General features: G+C 69.9%; 19 protein-coding genes and 2 pseudogenes. 10 read left to right on the top strand and 11 right to left on the bottom strand.

Annotated elements, in window-relative coordinates:
* Window positions 1-739 precede the first annotated feature (739 nt).
* The 4 genes from ACF07S_RS17700 (at window position 740) to ACF07S_RS17685 (ending at window position 5,001) form a co-directional block, all read left to right on the top strand.
* Window positions 740-1,495 carry a (5-formylfuran-3-yl)methyl phosphate synthase gene (locus tag ACF07S_RS17700; protein ID WP_037684233.1) on the top strand — a complete coding sequence of 252 codons (756 nt, stop codon included), beginning with the start codon at window positions 740-742 and terminating at the stop codon, window positions 1,493-1,495.
* An 8-nt stretch (window positions 1,496-1,503) separates the two neighbouring features.
* Window positions 1,504-2,907 (top strand): aldehyde dehydrogenase family protein, encoded by a 1,404-nt coding sequence (locus ACF07S_RS17695; RefSeq protein ID WP_391974544.1) that lies wholly within the window; start codon window positions 1,504-1,506, stop codon window positions 2,905-2,907.
* 2 nt (window positions 2,908-2,909) lie between these two features.
* A complete protein-coding gene (locus ACF07S_RS17690; RefSeq protein ID WP_391974553.1) occupies window positions 2,910-4,016 on the top strand; it encodes an NAD(P)-dependent alcohol dehydrogenase in 1,107 nt (368 codons plus the stop codon).
* 79 nt (window positions 4,017-4,095) lie between these two features.
* Window positions 4,096-5,001: a class I SAM-dependent methyltransferase gene (locus ACF07S_RS17685; protein WP_391974543.1), complete on the top strand. Its 906-nt coding sequence runs from the start codon at window positions 4,096-4,098 to the stop codon at window positions 4,999-5,001.
* Between the two features lie 148 nt (window positions 5,002-5,149).
* On the opposite strand, the gene ACF07S_RS17680 is transcribed toward ACF07S_RS17685, so the two are convergent.
* From ACF07S_RS17680 to ACF07S_RS17670, 3 genes are all read right to left on the bottom strand, one after another.
* Entirely contained in the window at window positions 5,150-5,683 is a 534-nt protein-coding gene (locus ACF07S_RS17680; protein ID WP_391974542.1) for an EF-hand domain-containing protein, read from the bottom strand.
* A 428-nt stretch (window positions 5,684-6,111) separates the two neighbouring features.
* Entirely contained in the window at window positions 6,112-6,471 is a 360-nt protein-coding gene (locus ACF07S_RS17675; protein ID WP_391974541.1) for a hypothetical protein, read from the bottom strand.
* Window positions 6,472-7,056: 585 nt separating this feature from the next.
* A complete protein-coding gene (locus tag ACF07S_RS17670) occupies window positions 7,057-7,212 on the bottom strand; it encodes a hypothetical protein (protein ID WP_010059700.1) in 156 nt (51 codons plus the stop codon).
* Window positions 7,213-7,425: 213 nt separating this feature from the next.
* Between ACF07S_RS17670 and ACF07S_RS17665 the strand changes: the two genes are divergently transcribed.
* The gene (locus tag ACF07S_RS17665; protein WP_391964992.1) at window positions 7,426-7,800 is read left to right on the top strand and encodes a GTP-binding protein; all 375 of its coding nucleotides are present in this window, start codon (window positions 7,426-7,428) and stop codon (window positions 7,798-7,800) included.
* A 1,019-nt stretch (window positions 7,801-8,819) separates the two neighbouring features.
* On the opposite strand, the gene ACF07S_RS17660 is transcribed toward ACF07S_RS17665, so the two are convergent.
* Window positions 8,820-10,466 (bottom strand): glycoside hydrolase family 27 protein, encoded by a 1,647-nt coding sequence (locus ACF07S_RS17660; RefSeq protein ID WP_391964991.1) that lies wholly within the window; start codon window positions 10,464-10,466, stop codon window positions 8,820-8,822.
* A 362-nt stretch (window positions 10,467-10,828) separates the two neighbouring features.
* On the opposite strand from ACF07S_RS17660, the gene ACF07S_RS17655 reads away from it, so the two are divergent.
* Entirely contained in the window at window positions 10,829-12,439 is a 1,611-nt protein-coding gene (locus ACF07S_RS17655) for a glycoside hydrolase 43 family protein (protein ID WP_391974540.1), read from the top strand.
* A 311-nt stretch (window positions 12,440-12,750) separates the two neighbouring features.
* On the opposite strand, the gene ACF07S_RS17650 is transcribed toward ACF07S_RS17655, so the two are convergent.
* Window positions 12,751-13,764, bottom strand: coding sequence for a LacI family DNA-binding transcriptional regulator (locus ACF07S_RS17650; RefSeq protein ID WP_391974539.1), 1,014 nt, complete (start codon window positions 13,762-13,764; stop codon window positions 12,751-12,753).
* 208 nt (window positions 13,765-13,972) lie between these two features.
* On the opposite strand from ACF07S_RS17650, the gene ACF07S_RS17645 reads away from it, so the two are divergent.
* Window positions 13,973-14,938 carry a glycoside hydrolase family 6 protein gene (locus ACF07S_RS17645; protein WP_391964988.1) on the top strand — a complete coding sequence of 322 codons (966 nt, stop codon included), beginning with the start codon at window positions 13,973-13,975 and terminating at the stop codon, window positions 14,936-14,938.
* A gap of 76 nt (window positions 14,939-15,014) precedes the next feature.
* On the opposite strand, the pseudogene ACF07S_RS17640 reads toward ACF07S_RS17645, so the two are convergent.
* From ACF07S_RS17640 to ACF07S_RS17615, 6 genes and pseudogenes are all read right to left on the bottom strand, one after another.
* Window positions 15,015-15,334 (bottom strand): annotated as a pseudogene (locus ACF07S_RS17640) (IS5/IS1182 family transposase); the annotation flags it as partial.
* Window positions 15,335-16,421: 1,087 nt separating this feature from the next.
* Window positions 16,422-16,721 (bottom strand): annotated as a pseudogene (locus ACF07S_RS17635) (sodium:proton antiporter); the annotation flags it as partial.
* A gap of 272 nt (window positions 16,722-16,993) precedes the next feature.
* Window positions 16,994-18,181 carry a Na+/H+ antiporter NhaA gene (gene nhaA, locus ACF07S_RS17630; RefSeq protein WP_391974538.1) on the bottom strand — a complete coding sequence of 396 codons (1,188 nt, stop codon included), beginning with the start codon at window positions 18,179-18,181 and terminating at the stop codon, window positions 16,994-16,996.
* A 372-nt stretch (window positions 18,182-18,553) separates the two neighbouring features.
* Entirely contained in the window at window positions 18,554-19,600 is a 1,047-nt protein-coding gene (locus ACF07S_RS17625; RefSeq protein ID WP_391974537.1) for a PP2C family protein-serine/threonine phosphatase, read from the bottom strand.
* A 473-nt stretch (window positions 19,601-20,073) separates the two neighbouring features.
* A complete protein-coding gene (locus ACF07S_RS17620) occupies window positions 20,074-20,601 on the bottom strand; it encodes a DUF3040 domain-containing protein (protein WP_391974536.1) in 528 nt (175 codons plus the stop codon).
* A 116-nt stretch (window positions 20,602-20,717) separates the two neighbouring features.
* Entirely contained in the window at window positions 20,718-20,858 is a 141-nt protein-coding gene (locus ACF07S_RS17615) for a hypothetical protein (protein ID WP_391974535.1), read from the bottom strand.
* A gap of 341 nt (window positions 20,859-21,199) precedes the next feature.
* On the opposite strand from ACF07S_RS17615, the gene ACF07S_RS17610 reads away from it, so the two are divergent.
* From ACF07S_RS17610 to ACF07S_RS17600, 3 genes are read left to right on the top strand one after another with little or no spacing between them, the layout of a single operon-like run.
* Complete coding sequence (locus ACF07S_RS17610; RefSeq protein ID WP_391974534.1) at window positions 21,200-22,279, top strand: PucR family transcriptional regulator; 1,080 nt, start codon at window positions 21,200-21,202, stop codon at window positions 22,277-22,279.
* 32 nt (window positions 22,280-22,311) lie between these two features.
* Window positions 22,312-22,962: a trehalase-like domain-containing protein gene (locus tag ACF07S_RS17605; protein WP_391974533.1), complete on the top strand. Its 651-nt coding sequence runs from the start codon at window positions 22,312-22,314 to the stop codon at window positions 22,960-22,962.
* A gap of 12 nt (window positions 22,963-22,974) precedes the next feature.
* Window positions 22,975-24,153, top strand: coding sequence for a glycoside hydrolase family 15 protein (locus tag ACF07S_RS17600; protein ID WP_391974532.1), 1,179 nt, complete (start codon window positions 22,975-22,977; stop codon window positions 24,151-24,153).
* Window positions 24,154-24,285: the final 132 nt, after the last annotated feature.

The raw sequence follows: 24,285 nt of genomic DNA, 5'->3' as shown, positions 1-24,285 counted from the left end.
AAGCACCGAGGACGCGGGCAGCCGGGTGTTGAAGGTGCAGGTCGCCGGCAGATCGCGCAATGCCTTGCCGTGATAGGCGGCGTCCGCGACGACGGGCCTTTACTCCACTCACACCGCGGGGGTCCTGGCCATGGGCCTGATCCTTACAGCGGGCGGCGGATTCGTCGGGGAGCAACTGCTGGGATGGATGAAGGCAGCCAGGAAGCTCCTGAGCCGGTGGGCTGAGGCTTCGAACGCCCCTCTCCGCAGCGCGAGAGACTTCGCGACGCAGGCCCCGCACTGCCCCGCCGGTGAGCGGGGCCAGAACGCAGTGTTCCGCGTCCCGGTTCGCCGCGGCGGACGGGCACCGTGGGCAGAGACTTCACCGACGGCGGAGGGCATTTGGGCACCATGGTGGCCGCCGGGCCATATCGACTGCCTGGATCTCGACTACTAATCTCGGAGCCCATTTATGGCGAACATCAACTACCCGTGAGCTGAAGCACAATAGCCGCCACAAGGGCAGACCGGTTGTCACCAATGCCCCGAGATACTCACCGCCCGGGCGAAGTGTTACCTGTGGGCTGATTTGCACCGGTATCCACGGCGCACTGTACGTGGACATGAGCACCCTATGGGTACTCTGTGCGCCCTCCCGGTTCCCTAGGGTGACGGAAATGATGAGCGCACCGCACATGAGCCAGGTGATCCGCAGTCCCCTGTCCCTCGGCCGGGCGGACTGGCGGCGAAGGAGGTCAGGGTGTTGCTTCTCATCTCCCCGGACGGTGTCGAGGAGGCTCTCGATTGCGCGAAGGCTGCGGAGCATCTCGACATCGTCGACGTCAAGAAGCCTGATGAGGGCTCTCTCGGCGCGAACTTCCCCTGGGTCATCAGGGAGATCCGCGAAGCGGTCCCGGCGGACAAGCCGGTGTCCGCGACCGTGGGGGATGTCCCGTACAAGCCCGGCACAGTGGCCCAGGCTGCGCTCGGCGCGGTCGTCTCGGGGGCCACGTACATCAAGGTCGGCCTCTACGGGTGCACGACGCCCGATCAGGGCATCGAGGTCATGCGTGCGGTCGTCCGTGCGGTGAAGGACCACCGCCCCGAAGCACTCGTCGTCGCCTCCGGATACGCCGACGCTCACCGCATCGGCTGCGTCAACCCGCTCGCCCTGCCCGACATCGCCGCCCGATCCGGGGCCGACGCGGCCATGCTCGACACCGCCGTCAAGGACGGGTCGCGGCTGTTCGACCACGTTCCGCCGGACGTCTGTGCCGAGTTCGTCCGGCTGGCCCACGCATCCGGTCTGCTCGCCGCCCTCGCGGGCAGTGTCAAACAGACCGACCTCGGTCCGCTGACCCGCATCGGCACGGACATCGTGGGCGTGCGCGGAGCGGTCTGCGAGGGTGGCGACCGCAACGCTGGAAGGATTCAGCCGCATCTGGTGGCCGCCTTCCGGGCGGAGATGGACCGGCAGGCCCGGGAGCACGCGGCCGGCGTCCCCGCGGTGAACTGACCACCGGCATGCCGACATCCGAGTCCGATCGCGTTCCCGGACGTCAACCCGCGCGTTTCGCCGTGGTCGACCCGGCCACCGGGGAGACCTTCAACGAGGCCCCCGACCAGCAGCCGGACGAGTTGGACGCCGTGGTCGACCGGGCCCACCGGGCCTGGCACGGCTGGCGGGCCGACCCCGTCGTACGCACGACTGCGTTGCGCGTGGCAGCCAACGCCGTGGAGGCGGCCGGCGATGACCTCGCTCGGTTGCTCACCCTGGAACAGGGCAAGCCCCTGGCCGAGTCGCACGCGGAGGTCGCCCGTACGGCGGCTCGCCTGCGCTACTTCGCCGACCTGGCCCCAAGAACCCGGCGGATCACCGACGGCCGGCCCGTGCACAGCGAGATCCGCTGGCGATCCCTCGGACCTGTCGCCGCGATCGTGCCGTGGAACTTTCCCCTCCAGCTCGCGGCGGCGAAGTTCGCGCCCGCACTCGTGGCGGGCAACACCGTGGTCCTCAAACCATCCCCGTTCACCCCCCTCGCCACCCGGCTGCTCGGCACCGTCCTCGCCACCGCCCTGCCCGAGGACGTACTGACCGTCGTCACCGGCCGCGAACCACTCGGCGCCCGCCTCGCTTCCCACCCGGGCATCCGCCACGTCACCTTCACCGGTTCGGTGCCCACCGGGCGGGCCGTCGCCGAAGCGGCGGCGGCCTCGCTCGCCCGGGTCACACTGGAACTGGGCGGTAACGACGCCGCCGTCCTGCTGGACGACGTCGAGGTGGACCGGATCGCGGACCGGCTGTTCTGGGCCGCGTTCCGCAACTGCGGGCAGGTCTGCATGGCGGTCAAACGCGTCTACGCTCCGGCCCAGCTCCACGCCGAAGTCGTCGAAGCCCTCGCCCAGCGCGCGAAGACCGTCGCCGTCGGCTCCGGCCTGAACCCTGAAACCCGGCTGGGCCCGGTCAACAACGCCCCCCAGCTGGCCAGGGTCGAGCAGGTCACGAAGCAGGCCCTGGCGGACGGGGCCCGGGCGGCGGCCGGCGGTCACCGGCTGGACGGGCCCGGTTACTTCTTCGCTCCCACGATCCTTACCGACGTCCCGCCCGGCAGCCCGGTGGTGACCAAGGAACAGTTCGGACCGGTCCTGCCGGTGCTGCCGTACCGCGGCCTCGACGAAGCCGTCGACGCGGCCAACGGCACCGGCTTCGGCCTGGGCGGCTCCGTATGGGGCACCGATCTCGACCGGGCCGGGGCGGTGGCCGACCGGCTCGAATGCGGCACGGCCTGGATCAACCACCACGCCGAACTGTCCCTCGCCCAGCCCTTCGCAGGCGTCAAGAACAGCGGTGTCGGCGTCGCCGGCGGGCCGTGGGGGCTCTATGGCAACCTCCGGCCGTTCGTCGTCCACCGCCCGCAGGAGGCATGACGATGAGGTTCCAGGCGGCCGTACTGCGTTCGTACGAGGACCCCTTCGCGGTCGAGGAGGTGACCCTGCACACGGAACCCGCAGACGGTGAGATCCTGGTCGAGATCGCGGGCTGCGGGATGTGCCGGACCGATCTCGCGGTCCGGCGATCGGCCGGCCGCAGCCCGCTGCCGGCGGTGCTCGGCCACGAGGGGGCCGGGGTCGTGGTGCGGACGGGCGGCGGCCCGGACACCGCGATCGGGGTCGGTGACCACGTCGTGCTGAGCTTCGATTCCTGCGGGCACTGCCGCAACTGCCGCGGCGCGGCCCCCGCCTACTGCGACTCCTTCGCCTCCCTCAACCTCTTCGGGGGACGCGAGGAGGACGCGCCGCGGCTCACCGACGCGGCCGGGGGAGCTCTGGCCCCCCGGTGGTTCGGCCAGTCCTCGTTCGCCGAGTACGCGCTCGTCCCGGCCCGCAACGCCGTCCGGGTCGACCCCGCACTGCCCGTCGAACTGCTCGGGCCGCTCGGCTGCGGCTTCCTCACCGGCGCCGGAGCCGTGCTGAACACCTTCAGCGCCGGCCCCGGCGACACCCTCGCGGTCTTCGGCGCGGGAGCGGTGGGCCTGGCCGCGGTGATGGCGGCCACCGCCGCCGGCGCGCTGACCGTGGCCGTCGACCGGCATCCCGGGCGGCTGGCCCTGGCCGAACGGTTCGGCGCGATCCCGCTGCCCGCCGAAACGGCCGGACTGCCCGAGCAGATCCGGCGGCTGACCGACGGCGGCGCGCAGTACGCGCTGGACACCACGGCCTCGTCCCCGCGCATCAACGACGCGCTCCGGGCACTGCGCCCGACCGGCAGCCTCGGCCTGGTGGCACGGCTCCACACCGCGCTGCCGCTCGACCCGGGCACGCTGGACCGAGGCCGCAGCATCCGCCACATCTGCGAAGGGGACGCCGTACCCGGACTGCTGATACCCCGGCTGACCGGGCTGTGGCAAGCCGGACGCTTCCCCTTCGACCAACTGATCCGCACCTACCCACTGGCCGACATCAACGAGGCCGAACGCGACTGCGACGCGGGCCGTGTGGTCAAACCCGTACTCCTTCCGGCGGGAAGAAGCCGATGAGCGAGGCACGCCGCACCGCAGCCTCACCGCATCCGACAAGCAGGCACCTCGCGCCCCCACTCCCACCAACGGAGGAAACATGGTCGGCACGGCACCCCAGCACACGGACGCGGAAGGCGTGGACGCAGGCGTGGGGCTGACCGCACTCCTGGTCGCCGCGGCACGGGCGATCGAGACCCACCGCCACGACAGCCTGGCCCAGGACACCTACGCGGAACACTTCGTGCGCGCCGCCCCGGCGTGCGCGGACTGGCCCGTGCGCATCCAGCAGGTCCCGGACGGCGACGGCAACCCGCTGTGGGGGCGGTTCGCCCGCTACTTCGGCCTGCGGACCAGGGTCCTCGACGACTTCCTCCTCCGGACGGTCCGTACGAGCGCCCGCCAAGTCGTCCTGCTGGGCGCGGGGTTGGATACCCGCGCCTTCCGCCTGGACTGGCCGTCCGACTGCGTGGTCTTCGAGATCGACAGAGCGGGCATGCTGGCGTTCAAGCACCAGGTGCTCAAGGACCTGTCGGCCACCCCCAAGGTGAAGCGCGTCCCCGTACCTGTCGACCTGCGCGCCGACTGGGGCACCGCGCTGACCACCGCTGGCCTCGATCCGGTCGCACCGAGCGTCTGGCTGGCCGAGGGACTCCTCTTCTACCTGCCAGGCCCCGCCGAGACGTACCTCATCGACACGGTGGACCGGCTGACCACCGAAGGCAGCGCACTGGCCTTCGAAGCCAAGCTGGAGAAGGACCTGCTGGAATACCGCGACAGCCCGATCTACACGGCGACGCGAGAACAGATCGGCATCGACCTGCTTCACCTCTTCGACAAGGGGCCACGACCCGACTCCGCGGGTGACTTGACGGCCAAAGGCTGGTCCACCTCGGTACACACCCCCTTCGACTTCACCCGCCGGCACGGACGTGGCCCCCTGCCCGAGCCGAACGACGCACTGGAGGGGAACCGGTGGGTGTTCGCGCACAAGCCCTCGCCCTGACGCCCGCAACGCTCACGACGTCCGCCCGCAGGCTAAGGGCGGGGCCCGCCGCAAGGCCCCGCTCGGTGGGACGTGTCCCGATGGAAGCGGCAGTTCGGTCACGTCGTAGCGGTGCCGCCCACGGCCGGAAAGCCGCTGACGGACCGTGTCAGACGGCCCGGGCAGCCACCAACTGGTCGCCCGGGATCCCGGCCATGTCCGGCGCGTAGTAGTCCTTGATGCCGGCGGTCCACGTAGCCACGGTGATGCGGTCCTCAGCGTCCGGACCGAAGGCGTCGAAGAGGGCGTGGATATTCGCCTCCTCGAAGCCGATCGCCGTCATCAGCGATACGAAGAGGGGGCGCTCGATCAGGCTGTCCCCGTCGGGGTCGCCGAGTGCGGAGAGGGCCTCAGCGAACTCGGCGATCGTGGGACCGAAACGCTCGGGGTCAAGCACGAACGGACGGAACTCGTCCACGGTGATCACACCGTCGCCATTGGCGTCCAGTTCAGTGGCCAGCGTCGTCCAGTAGCGGCGGAACGCGGCCCGGATGGCGGCCTTGGCGCCGTCGTCCGAAGCGTCCGCCGCCTCCAGAACACGGCCCGTCATCAGATCGAAGTCGTCGGAGGCGATGACTCCGTTGCCGTTGGCGTCGAAGAGGGAGAAGACCAGCTCGACCCGCTTGGCGGCCTCGTCTCGCATTTCCATCACCTGTCTTCTGTGACCCGACGATTCCGGGCCTGGGCCAATGAGGACGTCTACTCAACCGTGTTGGGACACACGAAAATCTTTTGCCAACTGCGCTGATGTAACCCAGCACGTGCAGCGGCCATGACCCATGGAACCGCCATGACGAGCCACAGGCTCTCGATCTCCGCGTTTGATGCCAAAAGGACTGCTGAATGAACGTATGTGACAAGTCAGATGCCTCGCCTGTGACAACCAGGCTGCTTCGACTGATCCCATTCCCCAGCTCGGGACAGTGCCACTCGGCGGTGTCTCCTCCTGCGACTCCACGGGCATCACCGTCCCTCGTGACCGCTTACACCGCGCTGAGCCGCCGGCTGTTCCCTCAGCCTGACCGGACTCGGTCACTACCTCACCCGCGTCTTTGGGTCTCGATCAGGTGTTCACCTTCCGCCGACCCTCTTCGGTACGGGTACCGAGGCGTCGGCCGCAAGAAGGCGGGCACACCGCTGCTCGATAAGCCGGCCACGAGCGAACTGGGCGGGGTCTCCCCCACGATCGTGCTGCCGGGCGGCTGGTCCGAGGCGGACCTGCGCTACCAGGCCGAGCACATCGCCCCCCCAGAAGCTCTGATCACAGGTCTCGCCCCGGCGGAACCCGGACCAGCTCTGACCACGGAGCACTTCGCCCCCGTCCTCGCCGTGCTGAAACTTCCCGGTGACCCGCGCCAGTTCCTCGCCGAGCCGGTCCGCACCACGAACGAGGAGTTCGCCGGCATCCTCGGCATGAACCTCATCGCGCATCCGAGCACGATGGCCGTGCTCGGCCCCGCGCTGGACGAAGCTGTCTCCGAACCCCGCTACGGCACCATTTGCACGCCTGGACCGGCGTCGGCTATCTCACCGCAACCGCCTCCTGGGATGCTTTCCCGGGGCACACCCCCGACGACGTGCAGAGCGGCATCGGCGTCGTGCACAACGCGCTCCTCCTGGACGGGCCCGAGCGCACCGTGGTCCGGAGCCCGTTCCACCCTGCGCCCCAGGCGCTCCTGCACGGGGTTCAGCTTGATCGGGCGGGCACTCTGGGCACCGATGCAGCACGCCCGTCACTTCCTGACCAAAGCGGCAGCATCCGCCTCACCCCGCAGCCAGGCTCTGCGCTCGACGACCGGCGGGCAGGGCCCGGCTCAGGGCAAACTCATCGCCAACGAGACAGGGTGGGGTCGGCGCATGGCCCCGCCCACGGGATTCCCAACTGTCTCTCTGGCCGGGCTCTCACCTCGTCCCGGCCTCGAGTGGCCCAGAAGCTCCTCACGGTGTGGACTTTCCGACGCGGAGGGAGTCATGGACACGTCACTCGCCACAGAGAGTTGGTGAGGCGCCCTGACTCTAAAAGAAGTGCTTGCGTCCACCGACCGCGCGACCGGTCGCACCCAGGATCCACAGGATGGCGCCAACCAGAATGAGGATGCCACCGATCGTCGTCAGCAGACCCATGCCGACAAGCAGGCCGATGATCAGCAGAATAAGCCCAAGAATGATCATTTTAAACCCCATCGTCAATTCCGGCTCAAGCGCGTGTGCGTATGAGCTTCACAAGGGCCTGAGTTCGCCCCTTGGTGGGTAGATCCCGACCAGCTCCGAATGCCAGGACCTTGGTGCGATAGCCCTTGTGCCCGGCGACACGGTGTTCACGCCCTCCTTCGAAACTTCGTTCAGTACGCCATCTCCTCGGCCGTCCTCTGATCCGGAAGGTCCTTGCACCCCGGACCGGTTTGGACGTTGGTGACGGAGACACCGGGCAGCGGCGCCTTCGGGCAGGTCCTCAGGTCCGAGGGCTTCTTCACCCTCGCCAGCCGGCCCTGGATGACGGGACTGTGGCCGCAGGCCGGTTCGGTGGCTCGCTTCGAGCCTTCCTCTGCTCGTGACACCGCCAGCGCTTACGCGCAGGAACTCGTCTTCATCGGCACCCAGATGGACGCGGAGCTGCTGCGGGCCGACCAGAACGGCTGCCTCATGCAGGAAGGCGTAGCTCTGCCCGCTTCCGATCCCTTCCCTGCCTGGGCCACCTACGGCTCCTGCGAGAGTTGCGCGCCTGAGCACGACCCCCTCACCACGGTGACGGGGCACTGAAACTCCGGGTGGGTCGGTGGTCCCAGCCACGGCGGAGCTTCAATGGTCCCTGACACGAGACTTTTCTGGCGTCAGCCCCGCCCTGCCTCCCCGCGGGGTTCCGTCGTCTCACGGCTGCAATGTTGACAGCGGATGCGATCGCAAATCCGTCGTCCCCACAAGCAACGCAGGAACCTGACTGAGTGACGAGCCGAACGTGTCCTGTGCGCCAGCGCGTTCGACCTCATGACGAAGCCGCACCGGAGTGCTCCGGTGCGGCTTCGCCGCTCACGGATCCGCGCAGAGATCCCGCCCGGACGGACCTCGGTGGGTCTCGCCGTATCACCCACGTATCACACAGCCATCACCAACTGGTCAGACCCACCCGGACCAAGAGGCTCTGACCTGCAATTCCATGCCCTCACTGGACTGGCATAGACGTACCTGGACGGTCTCTACAACCTGTGCCATGTGGTACCGAGGGACGGTCCCAAGATCAGCACGGGGAGGTGTTCCGGCCCGTCAAAGCGGTATTGCAGCGTCTCGATCTTGGCTTCGGTCACGGGTTCACACCTTCATCTGTCACGATCTGTCACACGCCCCTGCGAGACCTCCCCATGCCTCCGCCGCTGGAAGCAGGTCCGCCGCGTCCGGCTTCACGTACCACTTCTTCGTCGTCTTCACGTTGGTGTGCCCGGCCCACCTGGCGAGCAGGTGATCCGGCACCCCGTTGTCGGCCGGGTACGTGAGGCAAGACGCCCGAGCATCGTACAGACAGACCCTGCCAAGGCCGGGACCGTGCCCGCCCGGAGATCTCCCGGGCGGGCACGGCGCTCAGCCGCAGGCGGTGCCGCGCAGGGTGCGGGTGCTCGGCGGGAGGGTGCCGCCGGTGTGGGTGGCCGGCCCGGAAGCCGATGTACCGACGTCCGGGGTCCCGCCACAGCCGGAGCCGGGGGCGGCCGGGCCGGCGGATGCGGCAGCCGTGCGGGAGGCCGTGGCCGGGGTGTTGTCGCTCCGGCCATGACCCGGTGCCGTGTCGCTCACGCGCGGGTCCACTTCTGGTTGGCCTGGCCGTTGCAGGTCCACAGCACCAGCGGGGTCCCGTTGGCGGTGCCGGCCCCGTTGGCGTCGAGGCACAGTCCGGAGCGGACGTTGCGGATCGAGCCGTCGGAGCCGACGGTCCACTTCTGGTTGTTCTGGCCGTTGCAGGGCCAGGTGATGACACGGGTGCCGTTGGTGGTGCCCTGGTTGTAGGCGTCCAGGCACTTGTCGCCGTAGACGCGGATCTCGCCGCCCGCCCATGTGGTCCACAGCTGGTTGGCGGCCGTGTGGCAGTCCCACAGCAGAGTCGCGGCGCCGGCGGCCGTGGAGGCGTTGTCCACGTCCACGCAGCGGCCGGAGGCGTCGCCCCGCAGGCGTGAGGTGGTGGCGGCCAGCGGGCTGCCGCCGCTCACCCGGTACGCGGCGACGCCGTGCGCGGGGACGCTCGCCGAGATCTGCCCGGACGCGCTCGACGTGGCGCCGGTCCACAGGTCGGTGAGGGTGAACGGTCCTCCGCTCAGGCCGATCTGGGCGGCCGTCGTGGTGACCGTCGTCGCGCTCTCGCCCCGGTTGAACAGCCCCACCGCGACCGAACCGTCCGTCAGGGGCTTGGCGAACACCTCGATGTTGCCGTCGTCGCGCACCCTGCGTCCGCCCGCGCCCTGGGAGTCCTGGTTCACCGCCAGCAGGCGCGGGTTGCGCAGGATCGCGCTGACGTCGGCGGACATCGTGCGGATGTCGTTGCCGGCCATCAGCGGGGCACTCATCAGCGCCCACAGGGCGAAGTGGGAGCGGGACTCGGTCAGCGACAGGCCGGGGCGGCCGACGACCAGCATGTCGGGATCGTTCCAGTGCCCCGGGCCGGACTGTGCGGCCAGCGGCGCATTGACGTCCAGGACGTTGCCGACGCCCATCGGGTAGCTGTTGGTGTTGCCGTTCTGCCAGATGTCGAGCAGGTCCTCGGTCGTCCGCCACAGGTCGGCGACCTCGCCCCAGTCGTACGTGGACCCCGTGATGGCGTGGAAGCTGTTGGGGTTGATGCTGTAGACGATCGGCCGGCCGGTGGCGCGCAGGGCATCACGCATCAGCTTGAACCGCGCGACCTGCTCGTCACGCGTGCCGCTCGAGGAACACCAGTCGTACTTGAGGTAGTCGACCCCCCACGCGGCGAACGTGGCGGCGTCCTGGACCTCGTGGCCCCTGCTGCCCGTGGAGCCCGGGTAAGTGCCCACGGTCTGCGCGCAGGTGCGCTCGCCCGGCACCTGGTAGATGCCGAACTTCAGGCCCTTGCTGTGGATGTAGTCCCCGAGGGCCTTCATCCCGCTCGGGAACTTCGTCGGGTTGGCCCGCAGGTTGCCCTGCGCGTCACGCTGCGGGTCGAACCAGCAGTCGTCGACCACCACGTACCGGTAGCCGGCGTCCCGCATGCCGGAGGACACCATCGCGTCGGCGGCCTGGCGGACCTGGGCCTCGGTGATTCCGCACCCGAAGCTGTTCCAGCTGTTCCACCCCAGCGGTGGGGTGAGCGCCGGACTGCCCGGCGCGGCCGTGGCGGTGGACTGCGTTGAGGCCGTCACGGACGCGGTCACCGTCAGCGCGGCGGCCGTGAGGAGGCGGAGCAGTCGTCCGCCTGATCGTCTGGGCACCGGGACTCCTTCGGCAGGAAAGAGAAGAAAGAGAGGAGAGGAGAAGAGAGAAGAGAGTTCGAAATTTCGATCGCCGTTCGGAAACTTCGGATGCCCCACGGATACTAGAGAGGCGACCGGTCATGTCAACACCTCCTCGAGAAACGGGATGTGTCGCATGATCAGCAAGAGAGCGAGGCCGGGGCGCACCGACTCCGCACCAGGCGCTTCGAACATTTCGAAGCGAGGTGCGACTCATGCGAGAAGGGTTGACGGGGTACGCCAACCTCCTATCATCCAGAATGCTCGACAAGTCGCACCATGTTCGATATTTCGAATGCGACAGAGCCACTCCGACCGATGAACTCGAGGTGAACACCTCCATGGATCTGTCATGGTCGCATCAACCCCTCACTCGTCGCCGCACGCTCGCGGCCGCCACCGGCCTGGCCGCCGGCGCCCTCTTCCCCCCTGGGCCCGCCCTCGCGACCGCGGCGCAGTACACGAACCCGGTGGTCTGGCAGGACTTCGCGGACATCGACATCATTCGCGTCGGCGACACCTACTACGCCTCGGCCTCGACGATGCACTACTCGCCGGGCGCGCCCGTTCTGCGGTCGTACGACCTGGTGAACTGGGAGATCGCCGGCCATTCGGTACCCGTCCTCGACTTCGGCGCCAAGTACGACCTGAACGGCGCCCGCGGCTACGTCAGGGGAATCTGGGCGTCGTCGCTGGCCTACCGGCCCAGCAACAGGACCTTCTACTGGCTCGGCCAGATCGACTTCGCCCGGACGTACCTCTACACCGCCACCGCGGTGGAGGGGCCGTGGAACAGGCTGACGACGATCAGCACCCCCTACTACGACGCCGGCCTGCTCGTCGACACCGACGACACCCTCTACGTGGCGTACGGCAACACCACCATCAGCGTGGCCCAGCTCTCGCCCGACGGCCGCAACCAGGTCCGTACGCAGGAGGTGTTCAGGACACCGTCCGGCGTCGGCACCTTGGAAGGCGCCCGGTTCTACAAGATCGGCGGGCAGTACTACATCTTCCTGACCCGCCCCGCGAACGGCCAGTACATCCTCAAGTCCTCGAGCGGCCCCTTCGGCCCGTACACGATGCGGCAGGTCCTCCTCGACCTGCGCGGACCGATCCCCGGCGGCGGCGTCCCCCACCAGGGCGGGCTGGTGCGGACGCAGAGCGGCGCCTGGTACTACATGGCCTTCGTCGACGCCTACCCCGGCGGCCGCATGCCCGCCCTGGCGCCGGTCACCTGGACCGCGGACGGCTGGCCCGTCGTACAGCTCGTCAACGGCGCGTGGGGCACCACGTACCCCAGTCCGGCCGTACCCACTCCGCCCCGCCAGGTCACCCCGATGACCGGCGTCGACACCTTCGACGGTACGACCCTGAAACCGGGATGGGAGTGGAACCACAACCCCGACAACACCAAGTGGTCGGTCGGCAACGGCCTGACGCTGCGGACCGCGACCGTCACCCACGACCTCTACTGGGCCCGCAACACCCTCACGCACCGCATCCAGGGCCCCACCTCCACCGCCACGGTCCAGCTCGACCACTCCGCGATGCGGGACGGCGACCGGGCCGGGCTCGCGCTGCTGCGTGACTCCTCCGCCTGGATCGGCCTCAAGCGCGACGGCGGTGCGACACGGGTGGTGATGGTCACCGGGCTGACCATGGACAGCAACTGGAACACCACCGGCACCGGCACCGAGACCGCGAGCGCGCCCGTCTCCGGCGGCCGCATCTGGCTGCGCGCGAATGCGGACATCCGCCCTGGCGCACCGCGCCCCGGGACCTTCTCCTACAGCACCGACGGCATCACCTTCACCCGTCTCGGCCCCGCCTTCTCCATGGGCAACGATTGGCGGTTCTTCATGGGCTACCGGTTCGCCCTCTTCAACCACGCCACTCAGGCCCTCGGCGGCGCGGTCCGCGTCACGCGGTTCGAGGTGTCCACACCCTGAACCGATCCATCGACCGCGCCGCCCGACTCCCGCCCCGACCAGGAGAACCATGAGCCCGCTGAAACAGCCCGGTCCTCGCCGGGCATCCGTCCTGAGCGTGCCGGCCGCGACCGTCCTGACGAACCCGGCACCGCGACCGGCATCAGCAAAAAAGGGGCAGGCTGCAACCAGTACCCGAGCCGTCGGACCGGACGGCAGTCGCCGCTTCCGCTGCTGGACCTCGGCCACCCCGGCCGGCTCCCGGACGCCCCGCGCCGCGTCCGGGAGCAACCCGTTCGGACCGGGGCCCGCCCCTCCCGGACGGTGAGGAGTCAGGCGCTGGCCCGGACGGTCAGGCGGGTGGGGAGGATCAGCGGGGTGGGGTCCTGCCCGTTGACGAGCGCGACGAGCATGCGCGCCATCTCCCGTCCGAGAGCCTCCACAGGCTGATGGACGGTGGTGAGCGGCGGATCGGCGACCTGGGCGACCGTCAGGTCGTCGAAGCCGACCACGGCGACGTCGGCGGGGACTCGTCGGCCGGCCTCCCGCACGGTGCGCAGCGCTCCCGCCGCCATGTTGTCGTTGGCGGCGAACACTCCGTCCACGTCGGGGTGTTCCGCCAGCAGCGCGGCCATGGCGGCGGCTCCGCTGCGCTCCGTGAAGTCCCCCTCCAGCGGCGGGAACGGATCGAGACCGGCGCCCAGCATGGCGTCCCGGTAGCCGCGGTACCGGGCGCGCCCGGCCTCGGTGTCCAGACGCCCGCAGATCACGGCCACGCGCCTCCGGCCGAGTGCGACCAGATGCTCGGTCGCCTCGCGCGCCCCGCCGACGTTGTCCACGTCCACGTACCACCGGGGAATCGAACCGACCGGGCGCCCGCCGAACACGACGGGCATCTGCGCCTCGTCGGCCATCCGGGCCAGCGGATCGTCCTCGCGCAGCGCCATCAGCATCACACCGTCCGCGCCCCTGGACCGCAGGAGCTCCCCGACCCGCTTGCGGCCCCGGTCGGAAGCGGCCAGGCACAGCATCAGATGCAGGTCCGCCTCGTCCAGGGCGGCCGACGCCCCCACGATCACCCGGGCGAAGAACGGATCGGCGAAGATCGACGGATCCTCCCCCGAGACGACCAGGGCGGCCGCTCCCGTCTGACGGGTGGCCAGCGCGCGGGCGGTCGGATTGGGTACGTAACCGAGTTGCCGCACGGCCCGTTCGACAGCCTCGCGCTTGGCGCGGCTGACGTGCGGGGCGCTGTTGAGGGCGCGGGAGGCCACGGAGCGGGAAACACCGGCGCGTTCGGCCACCTCGTCGAGCGTCGGATGCCGACGCGGCGCTGCTTCTGCCATGGCTCGTGAGTCTTTCACAGGCGGGGAGCGCTCAGGGACGCATGAGATGGGACCGCTTCCAGCACAGTGGCCTACAGGACCTGCGCCCCTCTGTGAAGGCCAGATGCTGCGCCGACTATTGACAGCCCAACCACCCACCCACACGATTGGGACCGCTTCCAGTGGGAGCGCTCCCAAAGCGCACCTCCTCTGAAACCGAGGTACTGTCTTGAGCCGCAGACTCCGCACCCTGATGGCAGCGCTCTGTGCTCTGCCGCTGGCGTTAGCCGCCGCACCCTCCGCCCACGCGGCCGACCCCACCACCATGACCAACGGGTTCTACGTGGACCCCGACTCGAGCGCGAGGCGATGGGCGGCCGCCAATCCCGGCGACGGCCGGGCCGCCGCGATCAACGCCTCCATCGCCAGCACACCGATGGCCCGCTGGTTCGGCTCCTGGAGCGGCACCATCGGCACCGCGACAGGTGCCTACGCCGGAGCGGCGGACCACCAGGACAAGCTGCCCGTCCTCGTCGCCTACAACATCTACCACCGTGACTACTGCGGCGGGCACTCCGCCGGCGGAGCCGCCTCGCCGTCCGCCTACGCCAGCTGGATCGCCCAGTTCGCCGGAGGCATCGCGGCCCGCCCGGCCGTCGTCATCCTCGAGCCGGACTCCCTCGGAGACTACGGCTGCATGACCCAGGCCCAGATCGACGAGCGCGAGGCCATGCTCACCGGTGCCCTCGCCGAGTTCAACCGCCAAGCCCCCAACACCTGGGTCTACATGGACGCCGGCAACCCGCGCTGGGCCGACGCGGCGACCATGGCCCGGCGCCTCCACGAAGCCGGCCTCCGACAGGCCCACGGCTTCTCGCTCAACGTCTCCAACTACATCACCACCGCCGAGAACACCGCCTACGGCAACGCCGTCAACAACGAACTGGCCGCCCGCTACGGCTACACCAAGCCGTTCGTCGTGGACACCAGCCGCAACGGCAACGGCTCCAACGGCCAGTGGTGCAACCCCTCCGGCCGCCGCATCGGCACGCCCACCCGGACGGGCGGAGGCGCCGAGATGCTCCTGTGGATCAAGACCCCGGGCGAGTCCGACGGCAACTGCGGTGTCGGAACCGGCTCCACGGCCGGCCAGTTCCTCCCCGAGGTCGCCTACAAGATGATCTACGGCTACTGATCCGGGACTCCCGCCGCCCGCACAGGCGACCGGCGGTCCGCCGGGGCGGCGGGCACTCCCCCGACCACCTCATCAGAGAGGGACCGACGTGATCCCCCCTTCGAGGGCCTGGACGTGCGATCCGTCCATGGAGCAGTCGTCCGGTTCCAGCAGGTCGGCGCGACGCATCCCGGTCAGCAGGGCTCAATGCAGGCGCGGCCGGACTCCGGCCACGGTCCGGCCCCGCAGTCGGCGCCAGGCCGTCACCCCGGACCGGCCCACTGCTTCCCTTGACACGTCGCACCAGGCCACGCCCTTGCGCGGGGCGTAAACGACGCCCGCCAGTGCGCCCCTGTCCGGCACCGGGATTCGAGGCGTCGTTCCTGCCCGGCGCCGGTGAGGATGTGGATGCCGTCTGCAACGTCGACGTAGGGGATTTTGCCCAGGCCCTTGATGTCGGGGGCACCCGCCGGGGACGTCACCGGCAGGCGGGGTGCTGTCGTGTTCCTTGTCGCCGAGCAGGGCGCCAGGGCGGCTTGCCGGCGACGGGCGGAAAGCCGTCGACCACGGCCAGGGTCCGGGTGACGTCGTCGACGGATCGCGCGGGCTTCCTCGCCGCCCGGCTCGAGAGCCGATTCTCCCGGTCGGCAGCCGGAGGCTGGGGAGTCCGCCGTGCGGCCCTGTTCCCCGAGCATCCGGCGATCACGACAGCGATCGTTCCGCGCGAGGGTGCGGCAGCAACGTTCCACGGAGCACGCAGCGCCCGCTCCGGGAAGAAAGCGGCGGCATTTCGCTGAGGGCTTGTGGTTTCCTGCGGATCTCGCCGGCACCCGCCAGAGGAGTCGCCGCAGAGGTTCCGAAGACGCGTGCCCGACCCCTGTCCCCTCACGCAGCACGGGACGTCCCTCCCCGACCTGCGCGGCTGTCTCATCGAGCGCGGCATCCCACGTACTCGTGACGCGGTAGGCGTGGTCCTGCGACGCCATGCGCTCTCACACTGCAAGCCGGTCAGCACCGCATGCCCTTGCCATAGCTCGCGTGCAGAGTGGAAGGTACGGGTCCAACAGGCCGCTGTCGATCGGAACCGGCACGTCAGCACGTCCTGGTGGACCGGCCTCGGTATGCATGACGGCATCGGCCGGCTGCCGGATGAGGAGGAACCGGGTGGTTTGCGCAGCAGTTCCCGTGGACCGGTTCGATACAGGCATCGTCCGCGCCCTGTCGGAGGAGGCACTGTGGGGCAATGCTGAGCGGGTGCGGGTCGAGGATCCCCAGCTCACTCACGCGTTGTCCGACGACCGCCCCGCCCGTCCGAGTCCCGGGCACCGGCACGGGTCGGCCTGGTCCATGCTGGACCTGGCTGCTGCGGCCCTGGTTCTCGGCATCGCGCTTTCGCGTGGTCTCTTATCGTCACTGGCCTGGTCGTGGCCGGTACTGCCGCGAACTTGTTCCCTCTGCCACCCAAGTCCAAGGCCCCCGGCTCTCGGCTTCGGTGACGTCATGGACCGATCCACTCGGCCGACCAGCCGCTGCCCGCGGCGGCGGTCAGCCCCACGGACGCGTACGTCAGCGGAAACGCGAGTCCGTCGTTCAGGCCCGCCTCACTGGTGAGAGGGAACCGCACCTCGTCCTCATCGTGTTCGTCATCCGTGGGCCCGCCCACCCGCGCTTCTGCAGCGAGCACCGGATCGGCCGGCGCCAGGAGAGCCCTCAGCAGCAACGCGGCGGCCGGCCAGTCCGGCGGCCACCAGGCCACCAGCCCGGTGATCAGGAACGTCAACGGCATGGTGACCCCCAGCCACGCGGAAACCGCGTCCGCGCTCATCACCGGTACGACCGTCCCTTCCCGCCGCCATGGATCAGCGGGTGTGCCCCGCTGGGCGTCCCCGCCGAATACCGCGCATCCCGCAGGTCATGGACGACCACGAGCAGCGGGCAGGCCCAAGTCATCGTCGGCTGCGCATGGGCGGCTTTCCCGACAGGGGACCCGCTCGTGGTCGGCGGCGGAGCTGTAGCAGCCTGTGCGCGCCGGCTTCGCGAAAGTCGAACCGGCGTACGGACGCGGAGCAGGCGCGATCACGACTTGGTTCTGGCGCCGGTGCCCGCCGGGGCGGTCAGAAGTGTCACCACTCCGATCAGGGCGGCGACTGCGGAGCCAGCGAAGATACCGACCTTGGCCTGGCCGATCAGGGCGGCGTCCGTGAAAGCCAAATCGGTGATGAACAGCGAGACGGTGAATCCGATGCCCCCCAGCGCGGCGGCGCCGAGGATCTCGCGGTTGTGCATGTCCGCCGGCAGGACGGCCCCGCCCAGCCGATGCACCAGGTAGGTCGGCCCACCAATGCCGATGATCTTACCTACGACGAGGCCGGTGATGATCGCCCAGGTCAGCGGCTGGTCAAAGGGGTCACCGAGCGCTCCGCCGCGCAGGTCGACCCCGGCGTTGGCGAGGGCGAAGATCGGGATGACCAGGAAGGCGCTGACCGGGTGCAGGGAGCGCTCCAGGTCATCCAGGACGTTGCGCCCGGCCACAGGCCGGGCCGGGGTGAGCAGACCGAGGGCGACTCCCGCCAGGGTGGCGTGCACGCCGGATTCCAGGGTGGCGAACCAGATCAGCACCCCGACGGGCACGTATGCCCACGGCGAGTTCACCCCGAGCCCGCGCATACCGGCGGCGACGAGCAGTCCGGCCATCGCACCGGCCAGCCATACGGGCCTGACTCGGTCGGTGTAGAAGACCGCGATGACCGCGATCGCGAGGATGTCGTCGACGATTGCGACACTGAGCAGGAACAGCTTGGCCCCGGTGGAGGCGCGACGGCCCAGCAAGGCCAGGACGCCCATGGCGAAGGCGATGTCGGTGGCCATCGGAATGCCCCACCCACGCCCTGCTTCCCCACCGCCGACCACGGCCACGAACATCAGCGCCGGGAGCACGACGCCGCCGACGGCGGCCAGGGCGGGCAGCGCGGCGGCGCGGCGGTCACGCAACTCGCCCACGACCAGTTCACGCTTGATCTCCAGGCCGATGACGAAGAAGAACAGGACCATCAGCCCGTCGTTGACCCAGTGCCGCAGGTCGTGGGAGACCCTGGCCTGCCCGCCGCCAAGCGTGACCTTCTGCTGCCAGAACTGGGCGTAGCCGTCCGCCGCAGGACTGTTCGCCCACACGAGCGCGCTCGCCGCGGCAATGACGAGGACGATGCCGCCCGCGCTCTCGGCGTGCAGGAACGCCCGCAGAGGGGAGGCGACCGCAGCCGCCATGCGTCTGATCGGACCGGCCACGACGTGTCCCGCCTCCCGTATCCCACCATCGCCATGTCGTTCTGGACGGCTGTCGACTCGTTCGCATCGACTCTCACAGAGATCGCAGCGCAGCGCAGCCGCGCCCTGCCGGACGGCGGGCGCCCGCGTCGGAGGGCGCGGGGCCGTGGCTCACCACACCGTGTGACTGCAGCCCCTCGTGCCTGGCTGACCGTCGAAGAGTCACCGCAGCGATGGGAGCCGTTCGAGCAGGTGGAGCGGCCTGCGGAAGCGGTGGCGATGGGCAGGGCGGACGCGGCGCCGTATGGGCCTTGACCCCTGGGCGACTCGCCACCTGCAAAGTCGGCACACGTTGGCGAGAGTCCGCAAGCGTCAGCGGTACCGGAGCACCAACAGGGCCGCATCGTCGTGCAGCGGGCCGCTGACGTGCTGAAGCAGGTCCTGGCGCAGCATCTCCAGCGCCGCCTCCGGGTCGCCTTCCTCGAGCAGGTGGACGCGCTCCGCGAGCGGATGGAAGCGGCCTTCGGCGTCGCGCGCTTCGGTGATCCCATCGGTGTAGAGCAGGAGCTGGTCGCCCGGGAGGAAGTCGGTGCGGAACGTCTCCGCCGGCTCCGCGCCGTGAGCGCCCAGGCCGAGGGGGAGAGCGTAGGAGGGGGGCTCGGGCAGGAGGGTGGTGCCGTCCGCGCGGATCAGCAAGGGCGCCGGGTGTCCGAAATTGAGGAAGGTGACCTCCTCGGACCTCACCTCGGCGAGGACGGCGGTGACGAACTTCTCGGCACCCGACTGCCGATCGACAGCCCGCTCCAGCCTGTGCCCCACGGTTACCAGGTCGGCTTCCTCCGGAGCCGCTTCCCGGAAGGCGCCCAGGACCACGGCCGCGGTCTCCACCGCCTCCAGTCCCTTGCCCTGCACATCGCCCACGATCACCCGCACCCCATGCGGCGAGGTGACGACCTCGTAGAGATCACCTCCGATGCGTGCCTCGGCGACGGCGGACATATAGCAGACGGCCACGCGCACCCGCCCGGCCAGCCGCGGTACCGGTTTGAGGAGCACCCGCTGCGCGGCCTCGGCGATGGAGCGCACGTTGTCCAGTTCCGCTTCGCGCTGCTGTCGCATGGACACGGCCAGGAGGCTGGCCGCGGTCACGCCGAGGACCGTGGCGATGCTCATCAAGCCACGTGACCCGTCGAGCAGGGTGTTGTACCAACCCAGGCCGACGCACAGAAGCAGCGCGATCCCGCCGACGCACACGGTGCGCCGCCAGCTGCCCACGAGCGGAGCGAAGGCGGGTCCCAGCGACACCAAGGGAAGGAAGACCACCGCTGGACCGACAGCGAGATCGGCCACCGTGACGGCGGCCATCATGACGAAAGGCAGAAGCGACAGCACAGTGAGACGGTGGTTCTGCGGCCTCATGTCATCTTCCCTCCCCTCGCCGGCTCGGTCCCGTCCGTGGCTGCGACTCCCCGGATTCGGCGCACAAGATCCATGGTGACAGACGGTCCCGGCTCCCGTCCCTGCACGGGACGGGACCGGTCCAGGCGCCGTCCATCCGCCCGTGCGAGCGGAGTTCCGGCCAAGGGTCAGCGCCTGTCCGGCCGTTCAGGTGAGTCTGTCTTCCCTCCTTTCTGAGTGTTCATGCGCTCCCGCTCCGCAGCCCACCGCGCCATGCGGTGCCACTCCAGTCCATGGCGAGCCGCCCAGCCAACAACCAGCACGGCCCCGCCCGCCCCTGACGCGCTCAGCACGCCTCCTGGGATCGCGTGCCACCGGGTCTCCTCACTGGTCAGGGCTCAGCCGCGATCCGGCCGTTCCGGTCAGCCCACACGGTGACCGTGTGCCCGGCCGGGGTACCGGACGGCGCCCTTGCCTCGTCCGTGTGCGTGGGATCACTCATGCTGGGCAGGTGCCGGGGAGACAGGGAGGCGGTGAGCCGATGTCGGTGGCCACGAACGTCCGAACGGCAGCGGTTCCGACGGGCGTCGCAGCCGGGCAGCGGCGGGCACGGCGCGACGCCGAAGCCGGCCACCAGCAGCCCTGCGGTCGGCGCTGCCCGGGTGCTCCCCCGGGCCCGGAAGCCTTCTGCCGTGCGTATGAACGGATACGGCCGGAGCCCGGCTGTTCGGTGGTCCCTGATTGCCGTCGGCCGAGGCCGACCTGTTGAGGACCGCCGTGAGGATCAGTCCCGCCACCAGCACGACGGCGAACACCACGATGGCCTTCCAGCGCCGGTCGAGGCGCAGGTCGTCATCGGCGTCGTCGTGGGCGTCTGCGTCGTCATGGACATCCCTGTCGGCCTGGCCGTCAGGAAACTGATGGTTCAGCGCGTCCATCAGCCCGAACAGCTCGGGGTCGTCCTGGGAGAGGCGGCGCTCCATCTCTGCCAGGATGCGCCGGTCGTCCATCGAGGGGTTCATACCGATCACCTGTGTTCGAGGGACACGGACTCGGTCGCGGAGTGCACGACTGCTCTGGCCTATGTGGTACAGGCACCGCTTGGCGCGGCATCGGAGCCCCGGAGCATGTCGACCACTCAGGATTTCCCTGGGCAGGTGAAGACAAGGGTGGAGTTCCGCTCGCTGGAGAACTCGGCCGTGGCCGACAGGATCCGCAGGTTCATGGCGGCGGGGTGGCCCTCGATCCGTTCCACGGCGTCCGCCAGGGTCGCGCTCACAGCAGAGGCTGCCGGCAGGCAGCCCGAGCCACCAGGAGAATGCGGGTGACCCTTCTGGCCGACGAGGGGAAGCTGCTTGGGCAGACAGCGCGATACCCCCTTTCGCAAGGTTCTCCAGGTTCTCCACCGGCGCTTTCCTCACGGATTACCCGACCGGATCGGTTGGACGCCTGCCGAGCAGGCGCATGCACGGCCGTCTCGACCCCTCGCTCCTTGCCGTCCTTCGGCAAGATGGGAGCATGCCGATGGGAGAGCGTCCCCGACCCCCGGGTGCGGTGACACCGTCTGCCACGGCTCCCGCCCGGGATGCCGTCGCGGGAAACGAACCCCCGGCGGCGGGAATGGAACGCCACCTGAACCAGCTCGCGGGCGCCTCCCTCGACAAACGGCGACTGCCCCACGAGGACCTTGAGCACCTGCGGCAGTTCGCCGCCACGGCGGCCGGCCGCGGAACGGCCCTGCGCACCCTGGTCGCCGAGTACCTCGCCTCGGTCCACCGGGTCTGGACGGACCTGTCAGGCACCGGGCGGGCCCTGGAGCCCGAAGACCTGAGGGAGGTCGGTTCCGCTCTGATCAGGGCGATCGGCGAGGCGACCGTGGCACTGACCGAGGGGTACGAAACCGCCCATCGCGCGGCCGTCCGGGGGGAGGAGGCGATGCGGCGGGAGTTCGTCCACGACCTCCTCGACGGCCGAACCGACCTGGGCCGCCTCGCCGAGCGGGCCGAACGCTTCGGACTGCGGCTGGTCGGGCCACACAGCGTGGCCGTCGCCCGGACGGGCAAGCCGTTCGGTGCGGGAGACGACACCACGCGCTACGTCGAAGAGGCGCTGACCGCCCGGTTCACCACGCAGGACGTGCTGATCACCACCAAAGACAGTCTGCTCGTGTGCGTATCGCCCGGCACCGTGCCGGATGTCGCGGACTTCTTCGCCACCGCGGTGCAGAGGGCGGTCGACGAGCCCGGCCGCATCGCCGTCAGCCGCCCGCGGCCCGGTCCCAGTGGCATCGTCCGCTCGTACCAGGAGGCGCGCAGCACCCTTGACCTCGCTGCCCAGCTCGGTCTGAACGCCCCGCGCGTGTACGCCTCCGACCTGCTGGTGTTCCAGGTCCTCGGCAGGGACCGCGCCGCCATCACCGACCTGGTGGCCACCGTCCTCGGCGGCTTGGGCAAGGCGCGGGGCGGGCCCCGGGCACTCCTGGAAACCCTGGACGCGTACTTCGCCAGTGGTTGCCTGAACACGACCACGGCACGCCGGCTGGGTGTGAGCGTGCGTACCGTCACCTACCGGCTCACCCGTATCCGGCAACTCACCGGCCATGACCCCACCGACCCCGACCAGCGATACGTTCTGCAGACCGCGGCCCTCGGCGCCCGCCTCCTGGACTGGCCCTCCCGCCCGCTGCAACCCTCGGAGTGATCCGGCCCGCCTTCGATGGGTACTGGTCACGTGTGAACGAGTGGTCGCCGGCACCGCCGGCGGACTACCTGCCGATCAAGGACCACGGCCTGATCGGCGACGGCCGCGCGTGCGCCTTGGTGGGCCGCGACGGCACCGTCAGCTTCATGTGCGTGCCCCGCTTCGACGCCCCGCCCCTGTTCTGCTCACTGCTCGACCGTCACCGTGGCGGGTCCTTCCTGCTGGCGCCGGACGGGCTACGGCTGAGCCGCCAGCACTACGTGGAGGACACCGGCGTCCTCGTGACAGAGCTGAGGGCGGACACCGGCCTCGTCGAGGTCACTGACGCCTTCCTCCTCCAGCCAGGTGCGCGGCTCGAGGCGGACGCCCCCGTCGGCACAGGGGTTCCGCTCCGGCACGCGCGCGTCACCCAGGGCTCTGTCGATCTGAGGGCGGCGGTGAGACCACGCGGCGCAACCCGGGCCGAGCGTCAGACCGCCGGCTGGCAACTGACCTGCCACCAGCAGTCCGTGAAGCTCCATCTGACCGCGTCCCGGCCCCTGCCCGGTCCCGAATGCACACTGCGCCTGAGTCAGGGAGACAACCTCTGGGTCCGCCTGCGCTGGAGCGGACCACAGGTTGCCGGCTCCGGACGATCAGTCTCCCGGTGCCTCGACGACACCGTACGAGCGTGGCGCCGTTGATCGGCCTTCGTGGTGGCCGACACTCCCCGAGCGGACCTAGTGCGCCGCTCGGCCATCACCCTCAAGCTTCTGGACCACGCCGAGAACGGCGCCATCGTCGCCGCCGCGACCTCCTCACTGCCCGAGCGCATCGGAGGCAACCGGAACTGGGACTACCGCTACGCGTGGATCCGTGACGCGGCCTGCACCGTGTTCGCCCTGCGCCGGATCGGCCTGCCCGACGAAGCCGGCGGCTTTCTCCACTGGGCGTTGACCGCCGCCTGGCGGAATGGACGACTGCGCGTGCTGTACGACGTCGACGGCCGGCCTTCCCCGCCGGAGGTGATCGACGCGGAACTGGAGGGCCACCACCGCTCCGCACCCGTACGGTGGGGAAACGCCGCCGCTGAACAGGTCCAGCACGACGTCCTCGGAGAGCTCCTCGACTGCGCCTTCCAGTGGGCGGCCACCGGCCGGCCTGTGAGCGCCGGCCTGAGGTACCGGCTGTCCGGCCTGGCCGAGCAGGCCCGCACCGCGTGGTGGACACCGGATCACGGCGTCCGGGAAGTACGTACCCAGGCGCGTCCGTTCACGTACTCCGCAGCGATGTGCCAGGTCGCCCTGGACCGGGCGGCACGACTCGCCACCCGCCTGAACCTGCCGGGCAACGCCGCCACCTGGGCTGCGGAGGCCCGCCGCCTCGCCGGGCGGATCATCCACGACGCCTGGGACGAGCACGCGCGCTCCTTCACCGAGCACCTCGGTGCGACAGGCGGGCTGGACGCCTCGCTCCTCACCCTTCCGCTCCGACGCGTCCTTCCCGCCGATCACCCCCGCATGATCGCCACAACGCGGGCGATCGCCGAACGCCTCGGCGCGGGCAACGGCCTGCTCTACCGCTACCTGCCGCTGGAGTCCCCCGACGGACTGGGCCAGCCGGAAGGAGCTTTCCTGCTGTGCAGCTTCTGGCTCGTGGACCATCTCGTGGGCCAAGGCCACACGGACGAGGCCGCGGAATTGTTCGAGAAGCTGTGCTCCTACGCCAGCCCGCTCGGCCTGCTCGCCGAGCAGATCGACCCTCGCGACCACTCCTTCCTCGGCAACTTTCCGCAAGCACTCAGCCACGTCGGGCTGCTGTCCAGCGCCGTCGTCCTCGCCCGCGCAGAGCGCGGCATACGCCCGGAGCTCTCCACGCGCACATGGTTTCGGTGACGCGGCACCGAACGGCCGCCCCTGTGGACTCCTGGGCGGGCCCGCGCTGATGAGCACAGAGCCGTTCCACTCAGCGTCCGTGCACCGGCACCAGGGAGACAGCCCCCGTCGCATGGCCCAGACTCGTAAGAG

Origin of the sequence: Streptomyces sp. NPDC016640, assembly GCF_043076215.1 — a bacterium.
In the GTDB taxonomy this organism is placed as follows: domain Bacteria; phylum Actinomycetota; class Actinomycetes; order Streptomycetales; family Streptomycetaceae; genus Streptomyces.
The sequence above is the reverse complement of the archived record's forward strand: the minus strand, read 5'-3'. Positions and strand labels throughout refer to the sequence as shown.

Coding starts and splice junctions, on each gene's coding strand:
- ACF07S_RS17655 (WP_391974540.1), top strand. CDS start 10,829: ATGGATCTGTCATGGTCGCATCAACCCCTCACTCGTCGCCGCACGCTC.
- ACF07S_RS17690 (WP_391974553.1), top strand. CDS start 2,910: ATGAGGTTCCAGGCGGCCGTACTGCGTTCGTACGAGGACCCCTTCGCG.
- ACF07S_RS17695 (WP_391974544.1), top strand. CDS start 1,504: ATGCCGACATCCGAGTCCGATCGCGTTCCCGGACGTCAACCCGCGCGT.
- ACF07S_RS17650 (WP_391974539.1), bottom strand. CDS start 13,764: ATGGCAGAAGCAGCGCCGCGTCGGCATCCGACGCTCGACGAGGTGGCC.
- ACF07S_RS17675 (WP_391974541.1), bottom strand. CDS start 6,471: ATGCGCGATGAGGTTCATGCCGAGGATGCCGGCGAACTCCTCGTTCGT.
- ACF07S_RS17670 (WP_010059700.1), bottom strand. CDS start 7,212: ATGATCATTCTTGGGCTTATTCTGCTGATCATCGGCCTGCTTGTCGGC.
- ACF07S_RS17610 (WP_391974534.1), top strand. CDS start 21,200: ATGGAACGCCACCTGAACCAGCTCGCGGGCGCCTCCCTCGACAAACGG.
- ACF07S_RS17680 (WP_391974542.1), bottom strand. CDS start 5,683: ATGCGAGACGAGGCCGCCAAGCGGGTCGAGCTGGTCTTCTCCCTCTTC.
- nhaA (WP_391974538.1), bottom strand. CDS start 18,181: ATGGCGGCTGCGGTCGCCTCCCCTCTGCGGGCGTTCCTGCACGCCGAG.
- ACF07S_RS17685 (WP_391974543.1), top strand. CDS start 4,096: ATGGTCGGCACGGCACCCCAGCACACGGACGCGGAAGGCGTGGACGCA.
- ACF07S_RS17625 (WP_391974537.1), bottom strand. CDS start 19,600: ATGAGGCCGCAGAACCACCGTCTCACTGTGCTGTCGCTTCTGCCTTTC.
- ACF07S_RS17620 (WP_391974536.1), bottom strand. CDS start 20,601: ATGAACCCCTCGATGGACGACCGGCGCATCCTGGCAGAGATGGAGCGC.